Here is a 19,156-nt window from a genome sequence, read left to right as displayed (position 1 = left end):
TACAATCATCAGCTTTTCCGGGCCTCCCGCCCCGCTGGAACTCTCGATGCTGACCGGTAGTTACTCCTCTTCGCTGGTGTTGATTTCGCTGTGCGTGGCGATCCTGGCGTCCTATACCGCCCTTGACCTGACCGGCCGCATCGCCACGGCCAAAGGCCGGGCTGCCTGGCTGTGGATGGGGGGTGGCGCGCTGGCGATGGGCATCGGCGTATGGTCGATGCATTTCATCGGCATGCTCGCCTTCAGCCTGCCCATCGACCTGGGCTACGACCTTGCCCTGACCGCGTTCTCGCTGCTGATCGCCGTCTTGTCTTCAGGCTTTGCCTTGTGGCTGGTCAGCCAGCCGAGCCTGCCCTGGCTGCAGTTGGGGTTTGGTGCGCTGATCATGGGCGCCGGCATCGCCTGTATGCATTACACCGGTATGGCCGCGCTGCGCATGCTGCCGGGCATCGACTATGACCCCACGCTGTTCGGGGCCTCGCTGCTGATTGCGGTGGGCGCCTCGGCAGCGGCCTTGTGGATCGCCTTCCGCCTCCGCGCGCACACGCCCTATGTGCGGCAGATTCGCGGCCTGGCGGCGGTGGTGATGGGCGTTGCCATCGTCGGCATGCACTACACCGGCATGGCCGCGGCGAACTTCCCCGAAGGCAGCTTCTGCGGTGCGCTGGCAGCGGGAGGCCTGCAAGGCGACGGCCTGGTCTACCTGGTGCTGATCACCACGCTGGCGGTACTCGCGGTGGCCTTGCTCACCTCGGTACTGGATGCCCGGCTGGAGGCGCGTACCGCCGAGCTGGCCCGCTCGCTGACGCTGGCAAATCAGGAACTGACCCAGCTGGCCCTGCACGACACGCTCACCGACCTGCCCAACCGTACGTTGCTGGCCGACCGCATCGAGCAGGCCATTGCCAAGGTAGCGGAGCAGGGCGGCTGCTTTGCCCTGATGTTCATCGACCTGGACGGCTTCAAGCCCGTCAACGATGCCTTCGGCCACCACATCGGCGACTTGCTGCTCAAGGCTGTGGCGGCGCGCCTGCGCGGGCACCTGCACAGCCAGGACACGCTGGCGCGCATCGGCGGCGACGAATTCGTGCTGCTGGTGGAGCTGCGCGAGCCGAACGATGCCATGGATGTGGCGGTCAAGCAGGTCAACCTGGTGTCACGGCCATTCCGCGTGGCCGAGCATGACCTGCAGCTGACAGCGAGCCTGGGCATCGTCCTGTACCCGGGCAATGGCCTGGACCAGCATGAGCTGCTGCGCAATGCCGACGCTGCCATGTATCACGCCAAGAGCGCCGGCAAGAATGGCTACAGCTTCTTCGACGCGTCGATGAACAGCAACGCCCGCCAGCAACTGCAGCTACTGCAGGACCTGCGCCAGGCCCTGGAGCAGCGCCAGTTCCGCCTGCACTACCAGCCCAAGTTCGACGCCCAGAATTGCCAGCCGATCGGTGCCGAGGCCTTGCTGCGCTGGGAGCACCCTCAGCAGGGCCTGTTGCTGCCCGACCGTTTCATCGGCCTGGCAGAAAAGACCGGCCTGATCATCCCCATTGGCGAATGGGTGCTCATCGAGGCCTGCCGCCAGATGCGCCAGTGGCTGGACCAGGGGCACCACGGCTGGCGCATGGCGGTGAACCTGTCCGCCATCCAGTTCTGCCATGCCGGGCTGGTCGAGAGCGTGGCCCGAGCCCTGCAGCAGAACAGCCTGCCGGCCAACTGCCTCACCCTGGAAATTACCGAAACCACCGCCATGCACGACGCCGATGCCAGCCTGACGGTGCTGCAACGGTTGTCCGACATGGGCGTGGACCTGTCCATCGATGACTTTGGCACCGGTTATTCCAGCCTGATGTACCTCAAGCGCCTGCCGGCCAACGAGCTGAAGATCGACCGCGGTTTCGTGCGCGACCTGGAGCAGGACAGCGACGATGCGGCGATCGTTTCGGCTATCGTGGCGCTGGGCCAGGCGCTGGGCCTGCGCATCGTTGCCGAAGGGGTGGAGACTGACAGGCAGCAGGACTTCCTGACCCGCCTGGGCTGCGATTCGCTGCAAGGCTACCTGCTGGGCCAGCCGGTGCCGGCCGAGCAGTTCATGGGCAAGTTGCAGGCCATGCGCCAGGAAAGCACCGCAGCGGGCTAGACCGCGTCGCGCAAGGTGAAGGCGGGCATGAAGGTATCCATCTCCGCCTCGACGGCCTCGATGATGCGCTCTACGTCGGCGGCGGCCATGATTGCCGAGCAGGGAATGCCTGCGATCGCCAGCAAGGTTTCGCCGGTGGCGCGGTCGAACAGCCGCGCGACCATGCTGCGCGGCGCATCCATGCTGGCTTCGAAGCCCAGCGGGTGGAAATGCCAGCGCATCACCTGGCAGGCGTTGGGGAACGTCATCTTGTTCATGCCAGCCTCCTTGTCCGTACCTGGACGTGGTGAGCGGGTGGCCACATCGATGCGGCCGCCGGGAAGGTAACCATAGCACCTGTCACGCACTATTCTCGGCGGCCAATAAGACAAATTCACTGATGCATGACAGAGGTCACAGCTTTGTCTTGGACGGCATTTTGCGCACGCCCGCAAGGCAAACGTTTTCCTGGCATGTTGACGGCAGATAACCCGCCAGGTGCTGCCAATTTGATCGAATTTGCCGCGCGATGTTTTCGGACGAGCGGTGTGATCAGCCGAGCAACCCGGCAGCGATGTTGATGGTGAATCCCAGGATCGCCGTGTTGAATACGAACCCCACTAGTGAATGTGCCAGCACTACCCGCCGCAACTCCCGCCCGGCGATGCCCACGTCGGAGGTTTGTACCGCCACGCTGATGGTGAACGAGAAGTAGTGGAAGTCCCAGTAATCGGGGTTGCGTTCGCCATCGGCGAAGCGCAGCGGCGGTTCGTGGTTTTGTCCGGTATAGAACAGCCGCGCATAGTGCAGGCTGAAAATGCAGCCGATCAACAGCCAGGAGCCGGCCACGGTCAGGCCGGTGTAGAGGTAGTGCACGACCAGCGCCGTGCCTTGCAGGCCACGGCTGGACACCAGTTGCAGGGTGACGGCGGCGAGGCTGGCGATGGCGGCGATGCACACGGTGAGCAGGACCAGGCCGGCGTTTTCGTCTTCGACGCGGGCGACCTTGCGTACCTTTTCCGCATTGGCGCTCAAGGTCAGGTAGAGCACCAGCAGCAGGTACAGCCATACGCCAAGGTTCCAACCGGCGAGGATGTGCTGCACGCTGTCGCTGGCGGGGATCAGCCAGGCGCCGAGCAGGCCGACCAAAGTGGCGATGCTCAGGCGCGGGTGGGTGTGGGTCAGGCGGTGGAAAGCCATGGGGTCTCTTTTGCAGGGTGCATGGCTTTTACTCTAGACCGTCATGAGGCAGATGAGCGGCATGCGCGGTCCATGTAGGAGCGGCCTTGTGCCGCGAAAGGGCCGCAAAGCGGCCCCGACAATTCCTGGAGGTGCGAAGATCCTGGGGGCGCTTCGCACCCCTATCGCGACACAAGGCCGCTCCTACAAAAAGCGGGCTACGTGGCCTGATGTTTCTTTGCTGCCGCCCATCGCGCGGCATTGCAACTCTCAGTACACTGCACGCTCCAACACCAACATCCGTTGAACTCGAGGTTTCTGCATGACGCTCAGTCCTTTGGCAGGCAAGCCGGCTCCGGCCAGCGTGCTGGTCGATATTCCCCGACTGCTCACCGCCTACTACACCGGCCGCCCCGACGCTGCCGTGGCGGCCCAGCGGGTGGCCTTCGGCACCTCTGGGCACCGGGGCACTTCGCTTGAATTGAGTTTCAACGAGTACCACGTTCTGGCCATTACCCAGGCCATCTGCCTGTATCGCCAGGAGAAGGGCATCGATGGCCCGCTGTTCATCGGCGCCGACACCCACGCACTGTCGGCACCGGCTACCGCCAGCGCCCTGGAAGTGCTGGCTGCCAATGGCGTGCAGGTAATGCTGTCCAAGGACGACGAATACACGCCAACACCAGCGGTTTCCCATGCCATCCTCTGCCATAACCGTGGCCGCGAGCAGGGCCTGGCCGACGGCATCGTCATCACCCCGTCGCACAACCCGCCGCAAAGCGGTGGCTTCAAGTACAACCCGCCCAATGGCGGCCCGGCCGACAGCGACGTGACCAAGTGGATCGAGGCCAAGGCCAACGAACTGCTGGCTGCTGACCTGGCGGGCGTCAAGCGCATGGACCATGCCCAGGCGCTGCAGGCATCCACCACCCAGCGTCACGACTACGTGAGCAACTACGTGGCCGACCTGGAAAACGTCATCGACTTCGACGTCATCCGCGCTGCCAAGCTGCGCCTGGGCGTCGACCCGCTGGGCGGCGCAGGGGTGCGCTACTGGTCGGCGATCGCCAAGCATTACCAGCTCGACCTGGAAGTAGTGAACACCGAGGTCGACCCGACCTTCCGCTTCATGACTGTCGACTGGGACGGCCAGATCCGCATGGACCCGTCCTCGCCCTATGCCATGCAGGGCCTGATCGGCCTGCGCGAACGCTTCGACGTGGCCTTCGCCTGCGACCCGGACCACGATCGCCATGGCATCGTCACCCCCGATGGCCTGCTGCAGCCGAACAACTACCTGGCCGTGGCCATCGACTACCTGTACCGCCACCGCCCGCAATGGCGCAGCGATGCCGCCGTCGGCAAGACCGTGGTGTCCAGTGGCCTGATCGATCGCGTCACCCAGCGCCTGGGCCGTGAACTGTACGAAGTGCCGGTGGGCTTCAAGTTCTTCGCCCAGGGCCTGTTCGACGGCACGCTGGGCTTTGGTGGCGAGGAAAGTGCGGGGGCTTCGTTCCTGCGCCGCGATGGCTCGGTCTGGGCCACCGACAAGGACGGGCTGATCCCGGCCTTGCTGGCTGCCGAGATGACCGCCCGCACCGGGCGCAACCCGAGCCAGGCCTACGCCGACCTGACCGAGGCGCTGGGCAAGCCGTTCGCCACCCGTGTCGAAGCCAAGGCCGATGCCCGGCAGAAGGCTTTGCTGAGCAAGCTGGCGCCGGAGCAGGTGAAGTCGACCGAGCTGGCGGGTGAGCCGATCGTGCAGATCCTCAGCCATGCGCCGGGCAACGGCCAGGCGATCGGCGGGCTGAAGGTGATGACCGCGAATGGCTGGTTCGCCGCACGCCCGTCGGGCACCGAGGATATCTACAAGATCTACGCCGAAAGCTTCATCGACGAGGCGCACCTGCAGCGCCTGGTGCAGGAAGCGCAAGTGCTGGTGGATGCGGCGATTGCCTGACTGGTAACAAACCGCTTGGTTCTGTGGTGCGCTGTAAATTAGAATTAATCTTATTTACACCACCGCAGGGCCTTCCCCATGATCGACGCCGCGCCGCCACCGGAGCATAGCCTGCCTGCCCTGTACCGGGAACACCGCGGCTGGCTGGAAACCTGGCTGCGGCGGCGCATGGGCAATGCCTGGGATGCCGCCGACCTCAGCCAGGATACCTTCCTGCGTATCCTGGCCAGCGCCCAGCCGCTGGCAGACATTCGCGAACCGCGTGCCTACCTGCTGACCGTGGGCAAGCGCCTGCTGAGCAACTTCCACCAGCGGCGTAGCCTGGAACAAGCCTACCTCGATGCACTGGCGCAGTTGCCCGAGCAGCATGTGCCCTCGCCAGAGCAGCGTTGGGTACTGCTGGAAACCCTGCAAGCCCTCGACGAGTTGCTCGACGGCCTCAAGGTGCCGGTACGCAAGGCCTTTCTCTGGAGCCAGCTGGAGGGCCTGGGCTATGCCGAGATCGGCAAGCGCCTGGGCGTTTGCGAGCGCTCGGTCAAACGCTACATGGCGCAGGCCTACGAGCATTGCCTGCTGGCCGAACTGCAATGACCAGCCATTCCCCCGAAACCCGCGAGGCACTGCAGGCCGCCGCGCGCTGGCTGGCACTGGTGGACTCTGGCGCTGCCAGCGAGGGTGACCTGCAGCGCCTGGAACAATGGCGCACCAGCAGCACCTTGCACGAACACGCCTGGCAAAAGGCACTGCTGTTGCGCCAGCGCTTTTCCGCGCTACCCGGCGCATTGGCCATGGCCACCCTGGACCGCCCGGATAGCGGCCGTCGGGCGCTGCTCAAGCAGGCCCTGGGCGTGGCTGCATTGTTGCCGGCGGCCTGGCTGGCAAGCCGCGAACTGCCGCTGGAGGCCTGGGCCGCCGACATGCGCACCGCAGTCGGGGAGCGCCGGCAGGTGCTGCTGAGCGATGGCACATTCGTGCAGTTGAACACCGACAGTGCGGTGGATATCGACCTGGGCGCGCGTCGCCTGACATTGCTGCGTGGCGAAGTGGCAGTCAGGTTGCCCGGCAACCTGAGCCTGACGTTGCAGGTGCCCTATGGCCAGGTCGCGCTGGATGCTGGTGAGGTGTGCTTGCGCCTGGTCGATCAGGCTTGCCGGGTATCGGTGCTCAAGGGCACGGCCAACCTGCAGCCGCGGCAAGGCCCGGCGCTGCTGCTGCAGGCCGGGCAGCAGGCCAGCCTGCAAGTGGCCGGGGTTGGCCCTGTCACCGGCCTGGACGCATGGCTGCTGGGCTGGCGCGAAGGGGTACTGCGGCTGGAGGATCGCCCCTTGGGCGAGCTGCTGCACGAGCTGCGCAGGTACCGCCCCGGCGTGCTGCGCTGGGCGCCCGAACTGGAGGCCCTGCGCGTGACCGGTACGTTCCGCCTCGACGACACCGACCGGGTGCTGGCCTTGCTCGCCGCCAGCCTGCCGTTGCAGGTGCACACGCGCACGCGTTACTGGGTGAGCCTGGTCGCGCGGGAAAATCGCGCATGAGGCTGTCCCCTTTTTTTCGCTCACCGGTCATTACCGGTAGGAGCAAATAAAGGGGAGCCTTGTTCAATGCCTGTTGTCATGTCCAGCCGCCTGCGTCCACTGGCGCGTGCGGCACATCCGTTGTTCGCCATGAGCCTGTTGTTGTGTACACCGGCCTGGGCCGATGAACCTGCCCGGCGCAGCTATCAGGTGCCAGCCGCCAGCCTGGGTGCGGCACTTACCCAGTTTGCCGACCAGGCCGGGGTCAGCCTGTCGCTGGACCCGGCGCTGGTCAACGGCCGGCAGAGCAATGGCCTGTCCGGCAGCTACAGCGTCGACGAAGGCTTCACCCAGCTGCTACGCGGCAGCGGCCTGCAGTTGCTGCCGGTGGGCGAGGGCGCTTTCACATTGATGCCGGCACCCCAGGCGGGTGGTGCGCTTGAAATCGCCCCGACCAGCATCGTCGGTGGCCTGGCCGCAGGCAACGAAACGCAACCTTATGCCGGTGGCCAGGTGGCCCGTCAGGGTTCACAGGGCCTGCTCGGCACGCGCGACTTCATGGAAACCCCGTTCAGCATCACCAGCTACACCAGCGAACTGGTGAAGAACCAGCAGGCGCGAACCTTGGGCGAGCTGATCGCCAGCGACCCATCGGTACGCGCCACCAACCCGGCGGGTGGGCGCTTCGAGCAGTTCACCATTCGCGGCTTCAGCCTGTTCAACAGTGATGTGGCCTACAACGGCCTGTACGGCATCCTGCCGACCTACTCGATCGACATGGAAATGGCTGACCGGGTCGACATCATCAAAGGCCCCAGCCAGCTGATCAACGGCATTTCGCCGCGAGGCAGTGTCGGCGGCGGCATCAATGTGCAGCCCAAGCGAGCCGGCGACCAGCCGCTCACCGAGTTTACCGGCAGCTATGCCTCGGCCGGCCAGGCAGGCGGTGCGGTGGACGTTGGTCGGCGCTTTGGCGAAGGCCAGCAGTTCGGCGTGCGCTTCAATGGCGTGAAACAGGCGGGCGATACCGAATGGGACCACCAGCGAGTCGAACGTGAAATGGCGGTGTTGGGCCTGGACTTTCGTGGCGAGCGCCTGCGGCTTTCGGCGGACCTTGGCCATACCGAGCGCGATACCGATGCACCGCAGGAGCGGGTGCTGGTCGGTGCCAATGCCAAGGTGCCGGATGCCAACGACGTACGCCACAATTACGCCCAGGCCTGGAGCAAGGCGCGCACCAACGACACCTTCGGTGCGCTGCATGCCGAGTACGATATCAGCGAGTCGCTGCTGGCCTATGGCGCGGTCGGCGCGCGCAAGAGCAACCATGACTTCCTGCGCCACAACGTGTCGATCAGCAACGATGCCGGCGACTTCACCGTGCAGCCGCGCGACTTCACCCGGGATGAAACCGTGCGTACCGCCATGGCCGGCGTGCGCAACTGGTTCCATACCGGGCCGGTCAGCCACGAGCTGAACCTGGCCGCCACCTACTTCTACATGGACTTCACCAACGGCGGCGCCCGCTATGCCTCGGCGCCCAGCAACCTCTACCACCCGGTGGCCACGCCGACACCGGGCACGCCAACCCGCATCGATCCTGAGGTGTACACGGAAAACCGCTTTTCCGGCGTGGCCCTGGCCGACACCCTGGGCTTCTTCGACGACCGCCTGCTGCTGACCCTTGGGGCGCGCTGGCAGCGGGTGCAGGTGGATGACTGGAGCGACGGCATCAAGGGGGATACCGCCTACGATGAAGAGAAGGTGTCGCCCTCGGGCGGCGTGCTGCTCAAGGTTACCGACCAGCTGTCGTTGTATGCCAACTACATGGAGGGCCTGAGCCAGGGCAAGATTGCGCCGTCGACATCGGTCAACGAAGACCAGATCTTCCCGCCGTTCACCAGCCGCCAGGTCGAGGTGGGGGCCAAGTACGACCTGGGCCAGGTCGCCTTTACCGCCAGTGCCTTCCGCATCCGCCAGCCCGCCTATGAAACCAACCCCATATCGCGGGTGTTCGGCCCCAATGGCAAGCGCGACAACCGCGGTATCGAACTGAGCGTGTTCGGCGAGCCCGTGCAAGGCGTGCGTGTGCTGGGCGGGGTGATGTATATCGACAGCGAACTGACCGACACCATCGGTGGCGCCCACGATGGCAACCGCGCGCCGGCCACGCCCGAGTACAACGTCAACCTCGGCGCAGAATGGGATGTGCCTGGGGTGAACGGCCTGACCCTGACGGCGCGGGGCATCCACTCGAGCTCGCAGTACCTGGACCAGAACAACAGCAAGCAGATCGAAGGCTGGGAGCGTTACGACGTGGGTGCGCGTTATGCGTTCAAGGTGAATTCCGCCCAGGTTACCTTGCGTGCCAGTGTCGAGAACGTGCTGGACGACCGCTACTGGAGTTCGGCCGGGGCCTCGGATGACAGCGAGCCGGGGCTGACGCTGTCTACGCCGCGTACCTACCTGCTGTCGGCGACAGTGGGTTTCTAGCCCATTTTAAAAGTGGGTGCGTTCCGTTGCGCATCAATCCTGGGGCCGCGTTGCGGCCCTTTCGCGACACAAGGCCGCTCCTACAGGTTGAACCGATCGGTCAGACCGAATCAGGCACCACGGCGATCACATCGATCTCCATCAGCCACTCGGCCTGGGCCAACCCGGCCACCACTAGCCCGGTGGAAATCGGGAACACGCCCTTGAGCCACTTGCCTACCTCCTTGTACACCGGCTCGCGGAAGCGCGGGTCGGTGATGTAGGTGGTGGTCTTGACGATGTGCGACAGGTCCGAGCCGGCTTCTTCGAGCAGTTGCTTGACGTTCTTCATTGCCTGTTCGGCCTGCGCCCGTGGGTCACCCAGGCCCACCAGGTTGCCTTCGAAGTCGGTGCCGACCTGGCCGCGCACGTAGATGGTGTTGCCGGCGCGCACCGCCTGGCACAGGTCGTTGTCCAGGGTCTGGTTGGGGTAGGTGGCCTTGGTGTTGAACATGCGGATGCGGGTATGAGTAGGCATCAGTGGGCTCCGAGGGTGCTGACGTTGCTGATCTTGGGTTGCTGCTGCTCATCCGCTGCGCGTTGTTCGCGGTCGCGGTAGGCGGCATAGGTGCGTTGCGTGGCGATGTGGCCGGCGACGTGCTTGGCGTCGTGCCACACGCCCCAGATGAACGACGAGCCACGACGCGACAGCCACGGCAGGCCAAGGAAGTACACACCCGGCTCGCGGGCCACGCCGCGTTGGTGCTGGGGCTTGCCGTTGGCGTCGAAGGTGTCTACCTGCAGCCAGCTGAAGTCGACACCGTAACCGGTGGCCCAGATGATGCTGGTGACGCCGGCCTTGGCCAGGTCCAGTTGCTGCAGCGGGTTGCGCATGCACTCAGGGTCGGCCAGGCGTTTGCGGGCTTCGGGCTCTTCCGGCAGGTCCAGGCCGTTGCGTTCGATGTAGGCATCGGCGGCATCCAGCAGGGCCAGGTAGTTTTCGTCGCCGCGGTTGATGTTCTCGACCAGGTTGTCCTGGAAGCGCGCCACGCCGTTCTCGAACGACTGGGTCAGGCCGACCAGGGTCATGCCCTGGTGGGCGAGGGCGCGGAAGTCCACGGTGTGGCCGCCACGGGCGCCACTGACGGCAATGGTCACGTGCTCGCGGCCAGGCTTGGCGATTTCCGCATCCCACTCACCCAGCACGCCCAGCCACCAGCAGAAGTCGCGGTTGCGGTAAGCGCGTGGCGGGCGATCGTGGGCGCCGACCGAGAGGTACACCTGGCGCCCGGCACGCATCAGTTCTTCGGCGATCTGCACGCCGGAGGAGCCGGCGCCGACCACCAGCACAGCGCCTTCTGGCAACTGCTCGGGGTTGTAATAGGCCGCGGAGTGGATCTGGTGCAGGTTGCTGTCTTTCGGCGCGATGGCCGGGATTACCGGTTTCTGGAACGGGCCGGTGGCGGCGACCACGCGGTTGGCGCGAATCACGCCTTCATTGGTTTCGATGGTAAAACCGGGGCGGTCGCTGTTGCGCAGCACTTTCTTCACTTCGATGCCGGTGCGTACGGGCAGGTTGTACTTGCGTACGTACTGCTCGAAGTAGTCGGCCACCTGGTCCTTGCCGGCGAAGGCGTCGGCGTCGAGGTTGAATTCCAGCCCCGGGAAGCGGTCGTGCCAGACCGGGCCGTTGGCCACCAGCGAGTCCCAGCGACCGGTGCGCCAGGCCTCGGCGATACGCTTGCGCTCCAGCACCAGGTGCGGCACGCCAAGCTTGCTCAGGTGTTCGCTCATGGCCACGCCGGCCTGGCCGGCGCCGACGACGAGGGTGTCGATTTCGAGGTTGTTCAGTGTCATGTCCGAGCCCTTGTTCAGGCGGTTTTTGTCAGGTCGGTTTGGAGGACCGCCGTTGCCTGGGGCCAGACTAGGGATGCTGTGGAAATGGCGAAAATAGTATTTAGCTGGGGCTTGCCGATAAAACGGCGAAGGCCCTGGATTCTGTGGCTTGCGAGTTGGACGCCAAGGGACCGCGCGCTGTGCCGACAGGAATAATTGGCCCGAAACAGATGTAGGAGCAGCCTTGTGCTGCGAAGCGCCGCGCGGGCGGCGCTCGATCTCAGCCAGAGCAAAGTTTTTTCCTGCCTAACCCCTCGGAAAAAGGTCGTTTCGCCGGCCGAAAGGTTCAACCCAGAATGCCGTGTATCGCACAGCACAACAGGAACCATGACATGACTTTTTCCATCATCGGTCGTTGCCAGGAAACCGGCCAGGTCGGTATCGCCATCAGCTCTTCGAGCATCGCCGTGGGCGCCCGCTGCCCGTGGGTACGTGCCGGTGTGGGCGCGGTCGCCACCCAGAACATCACCTTGCCGGCGCTGGGTCCGCAGATTCTCGATGCCCTGGAACAGGGCCAGTTGCCGCCTGCCGCTGCGCTGGACCGGGTGCTGAGCGCCAACGGCTGGAGCGAGTATCGCCAGCTCACGGTGATCGACAGCCATGGCCAGGTCGCGCTGTTCACTGGCAAGGAAGCCCTGGGCACGCACCACGCCGTGGCCGGTGAGCAATGTGCGGCGGCAGGCAACCTGTTGGCCTCGCCCCAGGTGATCGAGGCGATGGTGCAGGCCTTTGAACAAGCCGGCGGGCATCTGGCCGACCGCCTGCTGGCGGCCATGCACGCGGCGATGGCCGCAGGCGGCGAGGCGGGGCCTGTGCACTCGGCGGCGTTGAAGATTGCCGGCGAACTGACCTGGCCACTGGTGGACCTGCGTGTGGACTGGGCCGAAGCAGACCCGATCGGTGTGCTCGATGGCCTGTGGCAGGCATATCGGCCGCAGATGCAGGACTACGTCACCCGCGCCCTCAACCCGACTGCCGCGCCAAGCTACGGGGTGCCGGGCGATGAGTGAATTTGCCAGTCGCGCGCTGCTGGCCAGGCTGATCGGCTTTGCCACGGTCAGCCGGGATTCCAATCTCGAACTGATCAGCTTCATCCGCGACTACCTGGCCGAGCTGGGGGTGGAAAGCGAACTGTTCCATAACCCGGAAGGTACCAAGGCCAACCTGTTCGCCACCATCGGCCCCCGGGATGTTGGCGGCGTGGTGTTGTCCGGGCATACCGATGTGGTGCCGGTGGACGGCCAGGCCTGGACAGTCGAGCCGTTTGCCCTGAGTGAACGCGACGGGCGCCTGTACGGCCGCGGCACGGCCGACATGAAGGGTTTCATCGCTTCGGTGCTGGCGGCTGTACCCGCGTTTCTCGCCCAGCCGTTGCGCATGCCGGTGCACTTGGCGTTCTCCTACGACGAGGAAGTCGGCTGCCTGGGGGTGCGCTCGATGCTGGCCGCGCTCGAGCAGCGCCCGCACAAGCCACGGTTGTGCCTGATTGGCGAACCCACCGAACTCAAGCCGGTGCTGGGGCACAAGGGCAAGCTGGCGATGCGTTGCCAGGTACATGGCGCGGCCTGCCACTCGGCGTACGCGCCGTATGGGGTGAATGCCATCGAGTATGCGGCGAAGCTGATCGGCAAGCTGGGTGATATCGGTGATGCCCTGGCGTTGCCGGAGCATCACGACGAGCGCTTCGACCCACCGTTCTCCACTGTGCAGACCGGTGTGATCAAAGGGGGCAGGGCGCTGAACATCGTGCCGGCGGAATGCGAATTCGATTTCGAAGTGCGGGCCTTGCCTGGGTTCGAGGCGCAGGCAGTGGCCGACCAGTTGCAAACCTATGCCGAGGCCGAACTGCTGCCGCGCATGCGCAAGGTCAATGCCGCCAGCGCCATTCGCCTGCAGCCGTTGAGTGCATATCCGGGGCTGGCCACGCCAGCGGATAGCGAGGCGGCTCGCCTGGTGGCGTTGCTCAGTGGTTCGGATGAGTTCGGTACCGTGGCGTTTGGTACCGAAGGTGGGCTGTTCGACCAGGCGGGCATCCCGACTGTGGTGTGCGGGCCTGGGAGCATGAACCAGGGGCACAAGCCGGATGAGTTCGTCAGTGTCGAGCAGTTGCGGGGGTGTGATGCCATGTTGCTGAGGTTGGTGGATTACCTCAGGCAGGGTTGATTGCGCTGGCCTCTTCGCGGGCACGCCCGCTCCCACAGGTACAGCACCGCCAGGCCAGCCGGTGATATACCTGTGGGAGATTGCCCAGCCCTTTGGGCTGCGCTGTCGCGCAGAGAACCAATATCGCTCGTCTGACGCGTCCTTTGTAGGAGCAGCCTTGTGCTGCGAAGAGGCCGGTACAGCCAATAGACAGGCTTTGTCAGCCCCGGCCTCTTCGCAGCACAAGGCTGCTCCTACAGAGCCTCGCCGAACCAATGAGTCATGTGTTGTTCTATGAGCGCGGGCGTGCCCGCGAAGGGCTGCAGAGCAGCCCCAATCAAGGTTTCAGAAGGTAGCCTTGACCTGCAGGCCAACCACCAGCGCGTTGTCGATGTCCTTCCCGGAGAACGCGCCCGGCTCGATGATGTACTGCACATCCGGGCGCAGGTTCAGCCACGGCGTGGCCTGGTAGCCATAGCTCAGCTCGACCAGCTGCTCGGCGCTGTCGATATCGGGGAACTGCTGCCCGGCATCGAACGCGGCATCTTCCAGCACGTCGCGGCTACGCGGGTTGGGTACGGCACGGCCATAGCCCAGGGCCACAGTATCCTTCGGGCGACCAGCGAACGGCTTGTACAGCACCACGCCGGCGCCATACCACTTGGTGAATGGCGAGGCGGCCTTGCTCGACGCCGAGTACTGGCCGAAGGCATGCAGGCTGCGGCCCGGCAAGCCCTGGTCGTTCCACACCGCCTGGTCGATCAGCAGGTAGTGGCCGCCACGGCCGGACACTTCCTCGTCGCTGCCGATGCGCTTCACGTCGGAGCTGTCGTAGTAGTAGCCCAGTTTGTACTCGCCAGGCAGCTCGCCCTGCAGCTTATAGACCAGCTCTACCGGTACCACGGTGCCGGTGGTGTGCTTGGGGCCCAGGTGCCAGGCGCGGCTGGAGTTGCCGTTGCTTTCCGGGTCGACGTTGAACGCCGCCACACGCAGTTGCCAGGATGGCGACAGGTCGTACTTCACCCGTACGCCCAGGTGGGCATTGGGGTAATTGGTCCAGCCACTGCCGCCAGACATGTTCAGCGGGTGACCGCAGAAGCCGGCGTTCATGAAGTTGCACAGGATGCCACTGTCCAGGCCGCCGAGGTCGTTGCCCATGGCCATGTAGCCGAGCTTGACGTTGAGCGCCGGGGTGAACAGGGTACGCTCGTAGCTCAGCTCGGTCAGGCGGGTGTACAGGCCACCGAAGTTTTCCTGGATCGGCAGGCGGTTGCCCACCAGGTCTTCCGAGGCGCTGTTGCCGCGGCGGTCGTTGATGGTCAGCTGGACCTTGCCGCCGTTGTCCAGGCCATACAGTTTCGACAGGTCGAACTGCACGCCCAGTTTCAGGTTTTGCGAGTAGCGCGCCGAGCGGTGCAGACCACCATGGGCGTTGTAGGCGGTTTCGCCGCTGTAGTCGCCGGTGAACCTGACGCCGTCTTCTTCCAGCTGGTGACGCAGGCCGCCCCAGTCACCGGTCATGGTGCTGCGTGTCATCAGGTCGCCGTCGGCCAGGGCGGTGCTGCTGGCGAGGGCCAGCAGCAGGGTGGGGGTGATGCGAATTACGGATGGCATTGCTGAATCTCAGGTTGTTTTTCAGGGGCTCATCGCCGGCAAGCCAGCTCCCACAGGTCTGCGCTGCCTTTGCAGGTGGCACGATCCTGTGGGAGCTGGCTTGCCGGCGATGAAGGCGACGCGGTCTTACGGCAGAGCGTAAGAAATCACGTAGTCGCCACGGTCAGTCGACTGGCGCGCGCCGCCAGCCGTGACCACCACGTACTGCTTGCCGGTTTTCGGCGAAACGTAGGTCATCGGGCCGCCCTGGCTGCCCACTGGCAGGCGAGCCTTCCAGATTTCGTTGCCGTTGCTGCTGTCGTAGGCGCGCAGGTAGAAGTCCTGGGTGCCGGCGATGAACACCAGGCCACCCTGGGTCGACAGGGTGCCGCCGAGGGTCGGCAGGCCGATCTTGATCGGCAGGTGCATGCGGATGCCGAGCGGGCCGGTGTCCTCGACAGTACCCACAGGTACCTGCCACGCCACCTGGCGGGTCTTCATGTCGATGGCGGTCAGGGTGCCGAATGGCGGCGCTTGGCACGGGATGCCGGCCACCGACAGGAAGCGGTTCTTGTTCACTGCATACGGGGTGCCCTTGAGCGGTACTGCACCCATGCCGGTGTTCAGCGCTTCGCCACCGGAAGCGGCACCGCCCTTGTTCTGCGACGGGATCATCTGGATCCACAGGCCCAGGCGCATGTCGTTGACGAAGATGAACCCATGTACCGGGTCGGTGGAAATGCTGCCCCAGTTCATGCCACCCAGCGAACCCGGGAAGCTCAGCGACAGGTCGGTGCCCGGGGCGGTGTACAGGCCGTCGTAGCGCATTTTCTTGAAGTCGATGCGGCACAGCAGCTGGTCGTACGGGGTTGCGCCCCACATGTCCGATTCGGTCAGGGTCTGCGCGCCGATCTGCGGCATGCCCACCGACTTCGGCTGGGTTGGCGAGTACGGCTCGTTGGGAATGTTGCTTGGCTTGACCGGTACTTCGTCGACCTGGGTCAGTGGCTTGCCGGTGGCGCGGTCGAGCACGTAGATCTGCCCGGCCTTGGTGCCGATTACCACTGCAGGTACCGACTGGCCGTCGTCCTTGGTGAAATCGATCAGGCTCGGCTGCATCGGCAGGTCGAAGTCCCACAGGTCGTTGTGCACGGTCTGGAACACCCACTTCTGGTTGCCGGTGGTGGCGTCCAGCGCCAGTACCGAAGCGCCATAGGTGTGGTCCAGCTTGCTGCGTTCGACACCGTAGATGTCGGTGGACGACGAGCCCATCGGCAGGAACACGGTATTCATCGCCGGGTCGTAGGACATCGGGGCCCAGCTGTTGGGGGTGCTGCGCACATAGGTGCTGTCGCCCTGCGGTGCCTGGCGATCTTCCGGGTTGCCGGGGTCGAAGGCCCAGCGCATTTCACCCGTGATCACGTCGAAACCACGGATCACGCCGCCTGGCATGTCGGTCTGGACGTTGTCGGCGACGCGGCCGCCGACCACCACGGTGGTACCGGCCATCAGTGGGGCCGAGGACAGCTGGTAGTAGGAGTCCGGCACATCGCCCAGGCCGGCCTTGAGGTCGACCTGGCCGTTGTTGCCGAAGCCCTGGCAGAACTCGCCGGTGTCGGCGTCGACGGCAATCAGGCGGCCATCGATGGTGTTGGTCAGCAGGCGACGCTGGCAGTTGGCACCGGCCGGTACGCTGGCCGCGGTGATTGGCGAGCTGTTCGGCTGGGTCGGCTGGGCGATGGCGGCAGTGGCGTCGAAGTAGGCCATGCCACGGCAACGCTGCCAGACCTTGGACTGGGCGTTGATCGCGTTCTTCCACAGCTCTTTGCCGGTGTCGGCATCAAGGGCGATCAGGTTGTTGTGCGGGGTGCAGATGAACACCTTGTTGCCGACCTGCAGCGGGGTCAGCTGGTCTTCGGCGCCGTTGCCGTCGCTGAGCGCCACGTCACCGGTGCGGTAGGTCCAGGCCACTTTCAGCTTGTTGACGTTGTCGCGGTTGATCTGGTCCAGCGCGGCGAAGCGGCTGCCACCTTCGGTGTTGCCGTAGTGAGCCCAGTCCTTCTGCGCCTTGCCGGCCTCGACCGGGGTCATGCCCGGGCCTTTGCCGGTGGGGGCGACGCTTGGGTGGGCGACGAACATGTTGCCGGCGGCGACCACCAGCAGCACGGCCATCACCCCGGCAACGCCATAGGCACCGCGGCCGGCGCTGGTGCCATTGGCACGGGCCAGCAGCGGGTAGACCAGTGCCACCACCATGCCGATTGCGCCGAACATGAACAGGCGCGAGAACAGCGGCCAGAACACCAGGCCTGCGTCGATCAGCGCCCAGATGGCAGTGCCGACCAGGAACGCCGCGTACAGCCAGGCGCCAGCCGGCTTGCGGCGAGCGATGAGAACGCCGGCGATGGCCATGGCCAGGCCGCCGATCAGGAAGTACCAGGAACCTCCCAGGCCGGCCAGCTTGACGCCGCCCGCAGCCAGGAGGAGGCCGAGCAGGGCGATGATCACGCCCAGGCCGACCAGGATGATGTTTGTGGCGCCAGAGGCGCGCGGTGTTTCTTTCATGCCAGGGATCTCAGCAGGTGGAATGCGCGCAGTGTAATCTCTTAGCTTGCTAATTAACAAGTTGGTACATAATTTTGTGGGGCGGATTGTCGCAGGGCTGAACTCTGCAAGGTGTGGCTAAAAGTCTAGATCATGCGATTAAAATTGCATTCTACGAGGTGTTCGTGCTGATTCATGTAGCGGGCACTCAGGCTATGCTTGAGTGTGAAGGTCGGCGGTGTGCTCTGTGTAGGAGCAACCTTGTGCTGCGAAGAGGCCGCTACGAGTGCAGCGGGTGTGTCGGCAGGACTGGCCCCTTCGCAGCACAAGGCTGCTCCTACAGGCGGCCACCGTTTCATGTCGGCCACGGAGTGCCGCTGCTGTAGAACACCGCGAGCCAGATGGTGGCGGTGCCGGGGGCGGTCCATTCCACGCGGTGGCGGTAATGCGGCGGGATGTCCAGGCAATCGCCCGGCGCCAGCAGGCGGGTATGGCTCTCGTGCTCGAAGCGCAGGCCGGCGGCGCCACTGAGCAGCACGATCCATTCGCCCTCGGCCTGGTCGTACCAGAAACCGGGCGGGCTGGCCTGGCCGCTGGAAACGATACGCTCAACACGCACACCTGGGCGGCTGAGCAGTTGGTCGACCCGTTCGGAGCTGGTGGGGTCGCAAGGGGGCAGGGCAGTCAGCAGGTTGGTCGGGATCATGGAAAACCTCGCTTGGAAGGGGGTAGTTCCACTATGGACGCAATTGCCGCGCGCCGCGCTTCTTGACCGGCCCCGCTGTTTGTAAGAACTTTCCGGGATTTGGAAGACGGGCAACAAATGGACAAACTCCTGGCGATGAAAATGTTCGTGGCCACCGTCGATGCCCAAGGCTTTTCTGCCGCCGCACGCCAGCTTGGGCTGGCGACATCGTCGGTGACGCGCCTGGTCGATGCCCTGGAAGCGGCGTTGGGCGCCACCTTGCTCAACCGCTCCACGCGCCAGGTCAGCCTGACCGAGGCCGGCGCCCGTTATTACGAGCGCGCGCGGGGTATTTTCGAGGCCCTGGACGAGGCCGATGCCAGTGTCGCCGACCGGGGCGAGGAGCCTGTCGGTGTGCTGCGCCTGTGCTTGCCGGTGGAGTTCGGCAGGCGGGTCATCGCCCCGCACCTGGGGCCGTTCCTGGCGCAACATCCGGCTCTGGAGCTGGACATCGACCTCAGCGACCGCCTGGATGACCTGCTTGACGGGCGCTATGACCTGTCGATCCGCCTGGGCGACCCCTCGCCCAATGACGAGCTGGTATGCCGCCAGCTGGGTCGCTTCCAGCGTTGGCTGGTGGCCAGCCCGGGCTACCTGGCCGGGCGTGACCCGCTGGAGCATCCGCGGCAGCTGCTCGAGCACGCCTGCCTGCGCTTTCGCTACGGGCAGAAAGGCCGCCCCTGGCGCCTGGCCCGTGGGCAGGACAGTCTGGAACTGGACGTGAGCGGGCCGTTGCGCAGCGCCAATGCCGACATGTTGCGCGAAACCGCACTGGCGGGCAGCGGCATCGCGCTGCTGGCCGACTGGCTGGTGCGTGAGGATGTGGCGGCCGGGCGCCTGCAACGGCTGTTCCCCGATTGGCAGGCCAGCCCCGGCGCGGCCAATGACAGCATTAACGCTCTGTACCTGCCCAACCATCGTGGTTCGCGGCGGGTGAGTGCCTTTATCGACTTTTGCGAAAACTTGCTGCAGCGCAGCACCTAGTGTTGCGCAATGCG

Annotated in this window: 15 protein-coding genes; 8 read left to right on the top strand and 7 right to left on the bottom strand. The window is 65.1% G+C overall.

All coding sequences use genetic code 11. The features are described from left to right. Nucleotides 1–46 precede the first annotated feature (46 nt). Entirely contained in the window at nt 47–2,137 is a 2,091-nt protein-coding gene (locus tag GYA95_RS11545) for a putative bifunctional diguanylate cyclase/phosphodiesterase (protein ID WP_015270685.1), read from the top strand. Here the strand turns inward: GYA95_RS11545 and GYA95_RS11540 are convergent. Together GYA95_RS11540 and GYA95_RS11535 are read right to left on the bottom strand one after the other, a co-directional pair. After that, nucleotides 2,134–2,394 carry a DUF1652 domain-containing protein gene (locus tag GYA95_RS11540; RefSeq protein WP_013972974.1) on the bottom strand — a complete coding sequence of 87 codons (261 nt, stop codon included), beginning with the start codon at nt 2,392–2,394 and terminating at the stop codon, nt 2,134–2,136. The two genes, GYA95_RS11545 and GYA95_RS11540, sit on opposite strands and share 4 nt — an antisense overlap. Nucleotides 2,395–2,668: 274 nt before the next feature. Beyond that, nucleotides 2,669–3,316, bottom strand: a complete 648-nt coding sequence (locus tag GYA95_RS11535) for a DUF1345 domain-containing protein (protein WP_015270684.1) — start codon at nt 3,314–3,316, stop codon at nt 2,669–2,671. Between the two features lie 301 nt (nt 3,317–3,617). Here GYA95_RS11535 and pgm point away from each other — a divergent pair, with 301 nt between their 5' ends. From pgm to GYA95_RS11515, 4 genes are all read left to right on the top strand, one after another. Further along, nucleotides 3,618–5,255, top strand: a complete 1,638-nt coding sequence (pgm, locus tag GYA95_RS11530; protein ID WP_015270683.1) for a phosphoglucomutase (alpha-D-glucose-1,6-bisphosphate-dependent) — start codon at nt 3,618–3,620, stop codon at nt 5,253–5,255. A 78-nt stretch (nt 5,256–5,333) separates the two neighbouring features. Next, the gene (locus tag GYA95_RS11525) at nt 5,334–5,846 is read left to right on the top strand and encodes a sigma-70 family RNA polymerase sigma factor (protein ID WP_015270682.1); all 513 of its coding nucleotides are present in this window, start codon (nt 5,334–5,336) and stop codon (nt 5,844–5,846) included. Then, the gene (locus tag GYA95_RS11520; protein ID WP_015270681.1) at nt 5,843–6,787 is read left to right on the top strand and encodes a FecR domain-containing protein; all 945 of its coding nucleotides are present in this window, start codon (nt 5,843–5,845) and stop codon (nt 6,785–6,787) included. The genes GYA95_RS11525 and GYA95_RS11520 overlap by 4 nt, the downstream gene beginning before the upstream one ends. Nucleotides 6,788–6,853: 66 nt before the next feature. Further along, entirely contained in the window at nt 6,854–9,259 is a 2,406-nt protein-coding gene (locus tag GYA95_RS11515; protein WP_015270680.1) for a TonB-dependent receptor, read from the top strand. Between the two features lie 100 nt (nt 9,260–9,359). Here the strand turns inward: GYA95_RS11515 and GYA95_RS11510 are convergent, their stop codons facing one another. Then, a complete protein-coding gene (locus GYA95_RS11510) occupies nt 9,360–9,776 on the bottom strand; it encodes a RidA family protein (RefSeq protein ID WP_015270679.1) in 417 nt (138 codons plus the stop codon). Further along, complete coding sequence (locus GYA95_RS11505; RefSeq protein WP_015270678.1) at nt 9,776–11,095, bottom strand: flavin-containing monooxygenase; 1,320 nt, start codon at nt 11,093–11,095, stop codon at nt 9,776–9,778. Before GYA95_RS11505 ends, GYA95_RS11510 begins: the two co-directional genes overlap by 1 nt. A gap of 371 nt (nt 11,096–11,466) precedes the next feature. On the opposite strand from GYA95_RS11505, the gene GYA95_RS11500 reads away from it, so the two are divergent. Both GYA95_RS11500 and argE read left to right on the top strand, forming a co-directional pair. After that, entirely contained in the window at nt 11,467–12,144 is a 678-nt protein-coding gene (locus GYA95_RS11500; RefSeq protein WP_015270677.1) for a DUF1028 domain-containing protein, read from the top strand. Then, nucleotides 12,137–13,297, top strand: a complete 1,161-nt coding sequence (gene argE, locus GYA95_RS11495) for an acetylornithine deacetylase (protein WP_015270676.1) — start codon at nt 12,137–12,139, stop codon at nt 13,295–13,297. Before GYA95_RS11500 ends, argE begins: the two co-directional genes overlap by 8 nt. A 324-nt stretch (nt 13,298–13,621) precedes the next feature. Here argE and GYA95_RS11490 read toward each other — a convergent pair whose 3' ends face one another. The 3 genes from GYA95_RS11490 to GYA95_RS11480 all read right to left on the bottom strand — a co-directional run bounded on the left by GYA95_RS11490 (nt 13,622) and on the right by GYA95_RS11480 (nt 18,119). Next, on the bottom strand, nt 13,622–14,890 hold the full coding sequence (locus GYA95_RS11490; RefSeq protein ID WP_015270675.1) for a carbohydrate porin: 1,269 nt from the start codon (nt 14,888–14,890) through the stop codon (nt 13,622–13,624). Nucleotides 14,891–15,016: 126 nt separating this feature from the next. Continuing rightward, nucleotides 15,017–17,434, bottom strand: coding sequence for a glucose/quinate/shikimate family membrane-bound PQQ-dependent dehydrogenase (locus GYA95_RS11485; protein WP_015270674.1), 2,418 nt, complete (start codon nt 17,432–17,434; stop codon nt 15,017–15,019). Between the two features lie 334 nt (nt 17,435–17,768). Next, the gene (locus GYA95_RS11480; protein WP_015270673.1) at nt 17,769–18,119 is read right to left on the bottom strand and encodes a cupin domain-containing protein; all 351 of its coding nucleotides are present in this window, start codon (nt 18,117–18,119) and stop codon (nt 17,769–17,771) included. Between the two features lie 117 nt (nt 18,120–18,236). On the opposite strand from GYA95_RS11480, the gene GYA95_RS11475 reads away from it, so the two are divergent. Next, entirely contained in the window at nt 18,237–19,142 is a 906-nt protein-coding gene (locus tag GYA95_RS11475) for a LysR family transcriptional regulator (protein ID WP_015270672.1), read from the top strand. Nucleotides 19,143–19,156 lie beyond the last annotated feature (14 nt).

It is taken from the genome of Pseudomonas asiatica (assembly GCF_009932335.1).
Lineage (GTDB): Bacteria > Pseudomonadota > Gammaproteobacteria > Pseudomonadales > Pseudomonadaceae > Aquipseudomonas > Aquipseudomonas asiatica.
The sequence above is the reverse complement of the archived record's forward strand: the minus strand, read 5'-3'. Positions and strand labels throughout refer to the sequence as shown.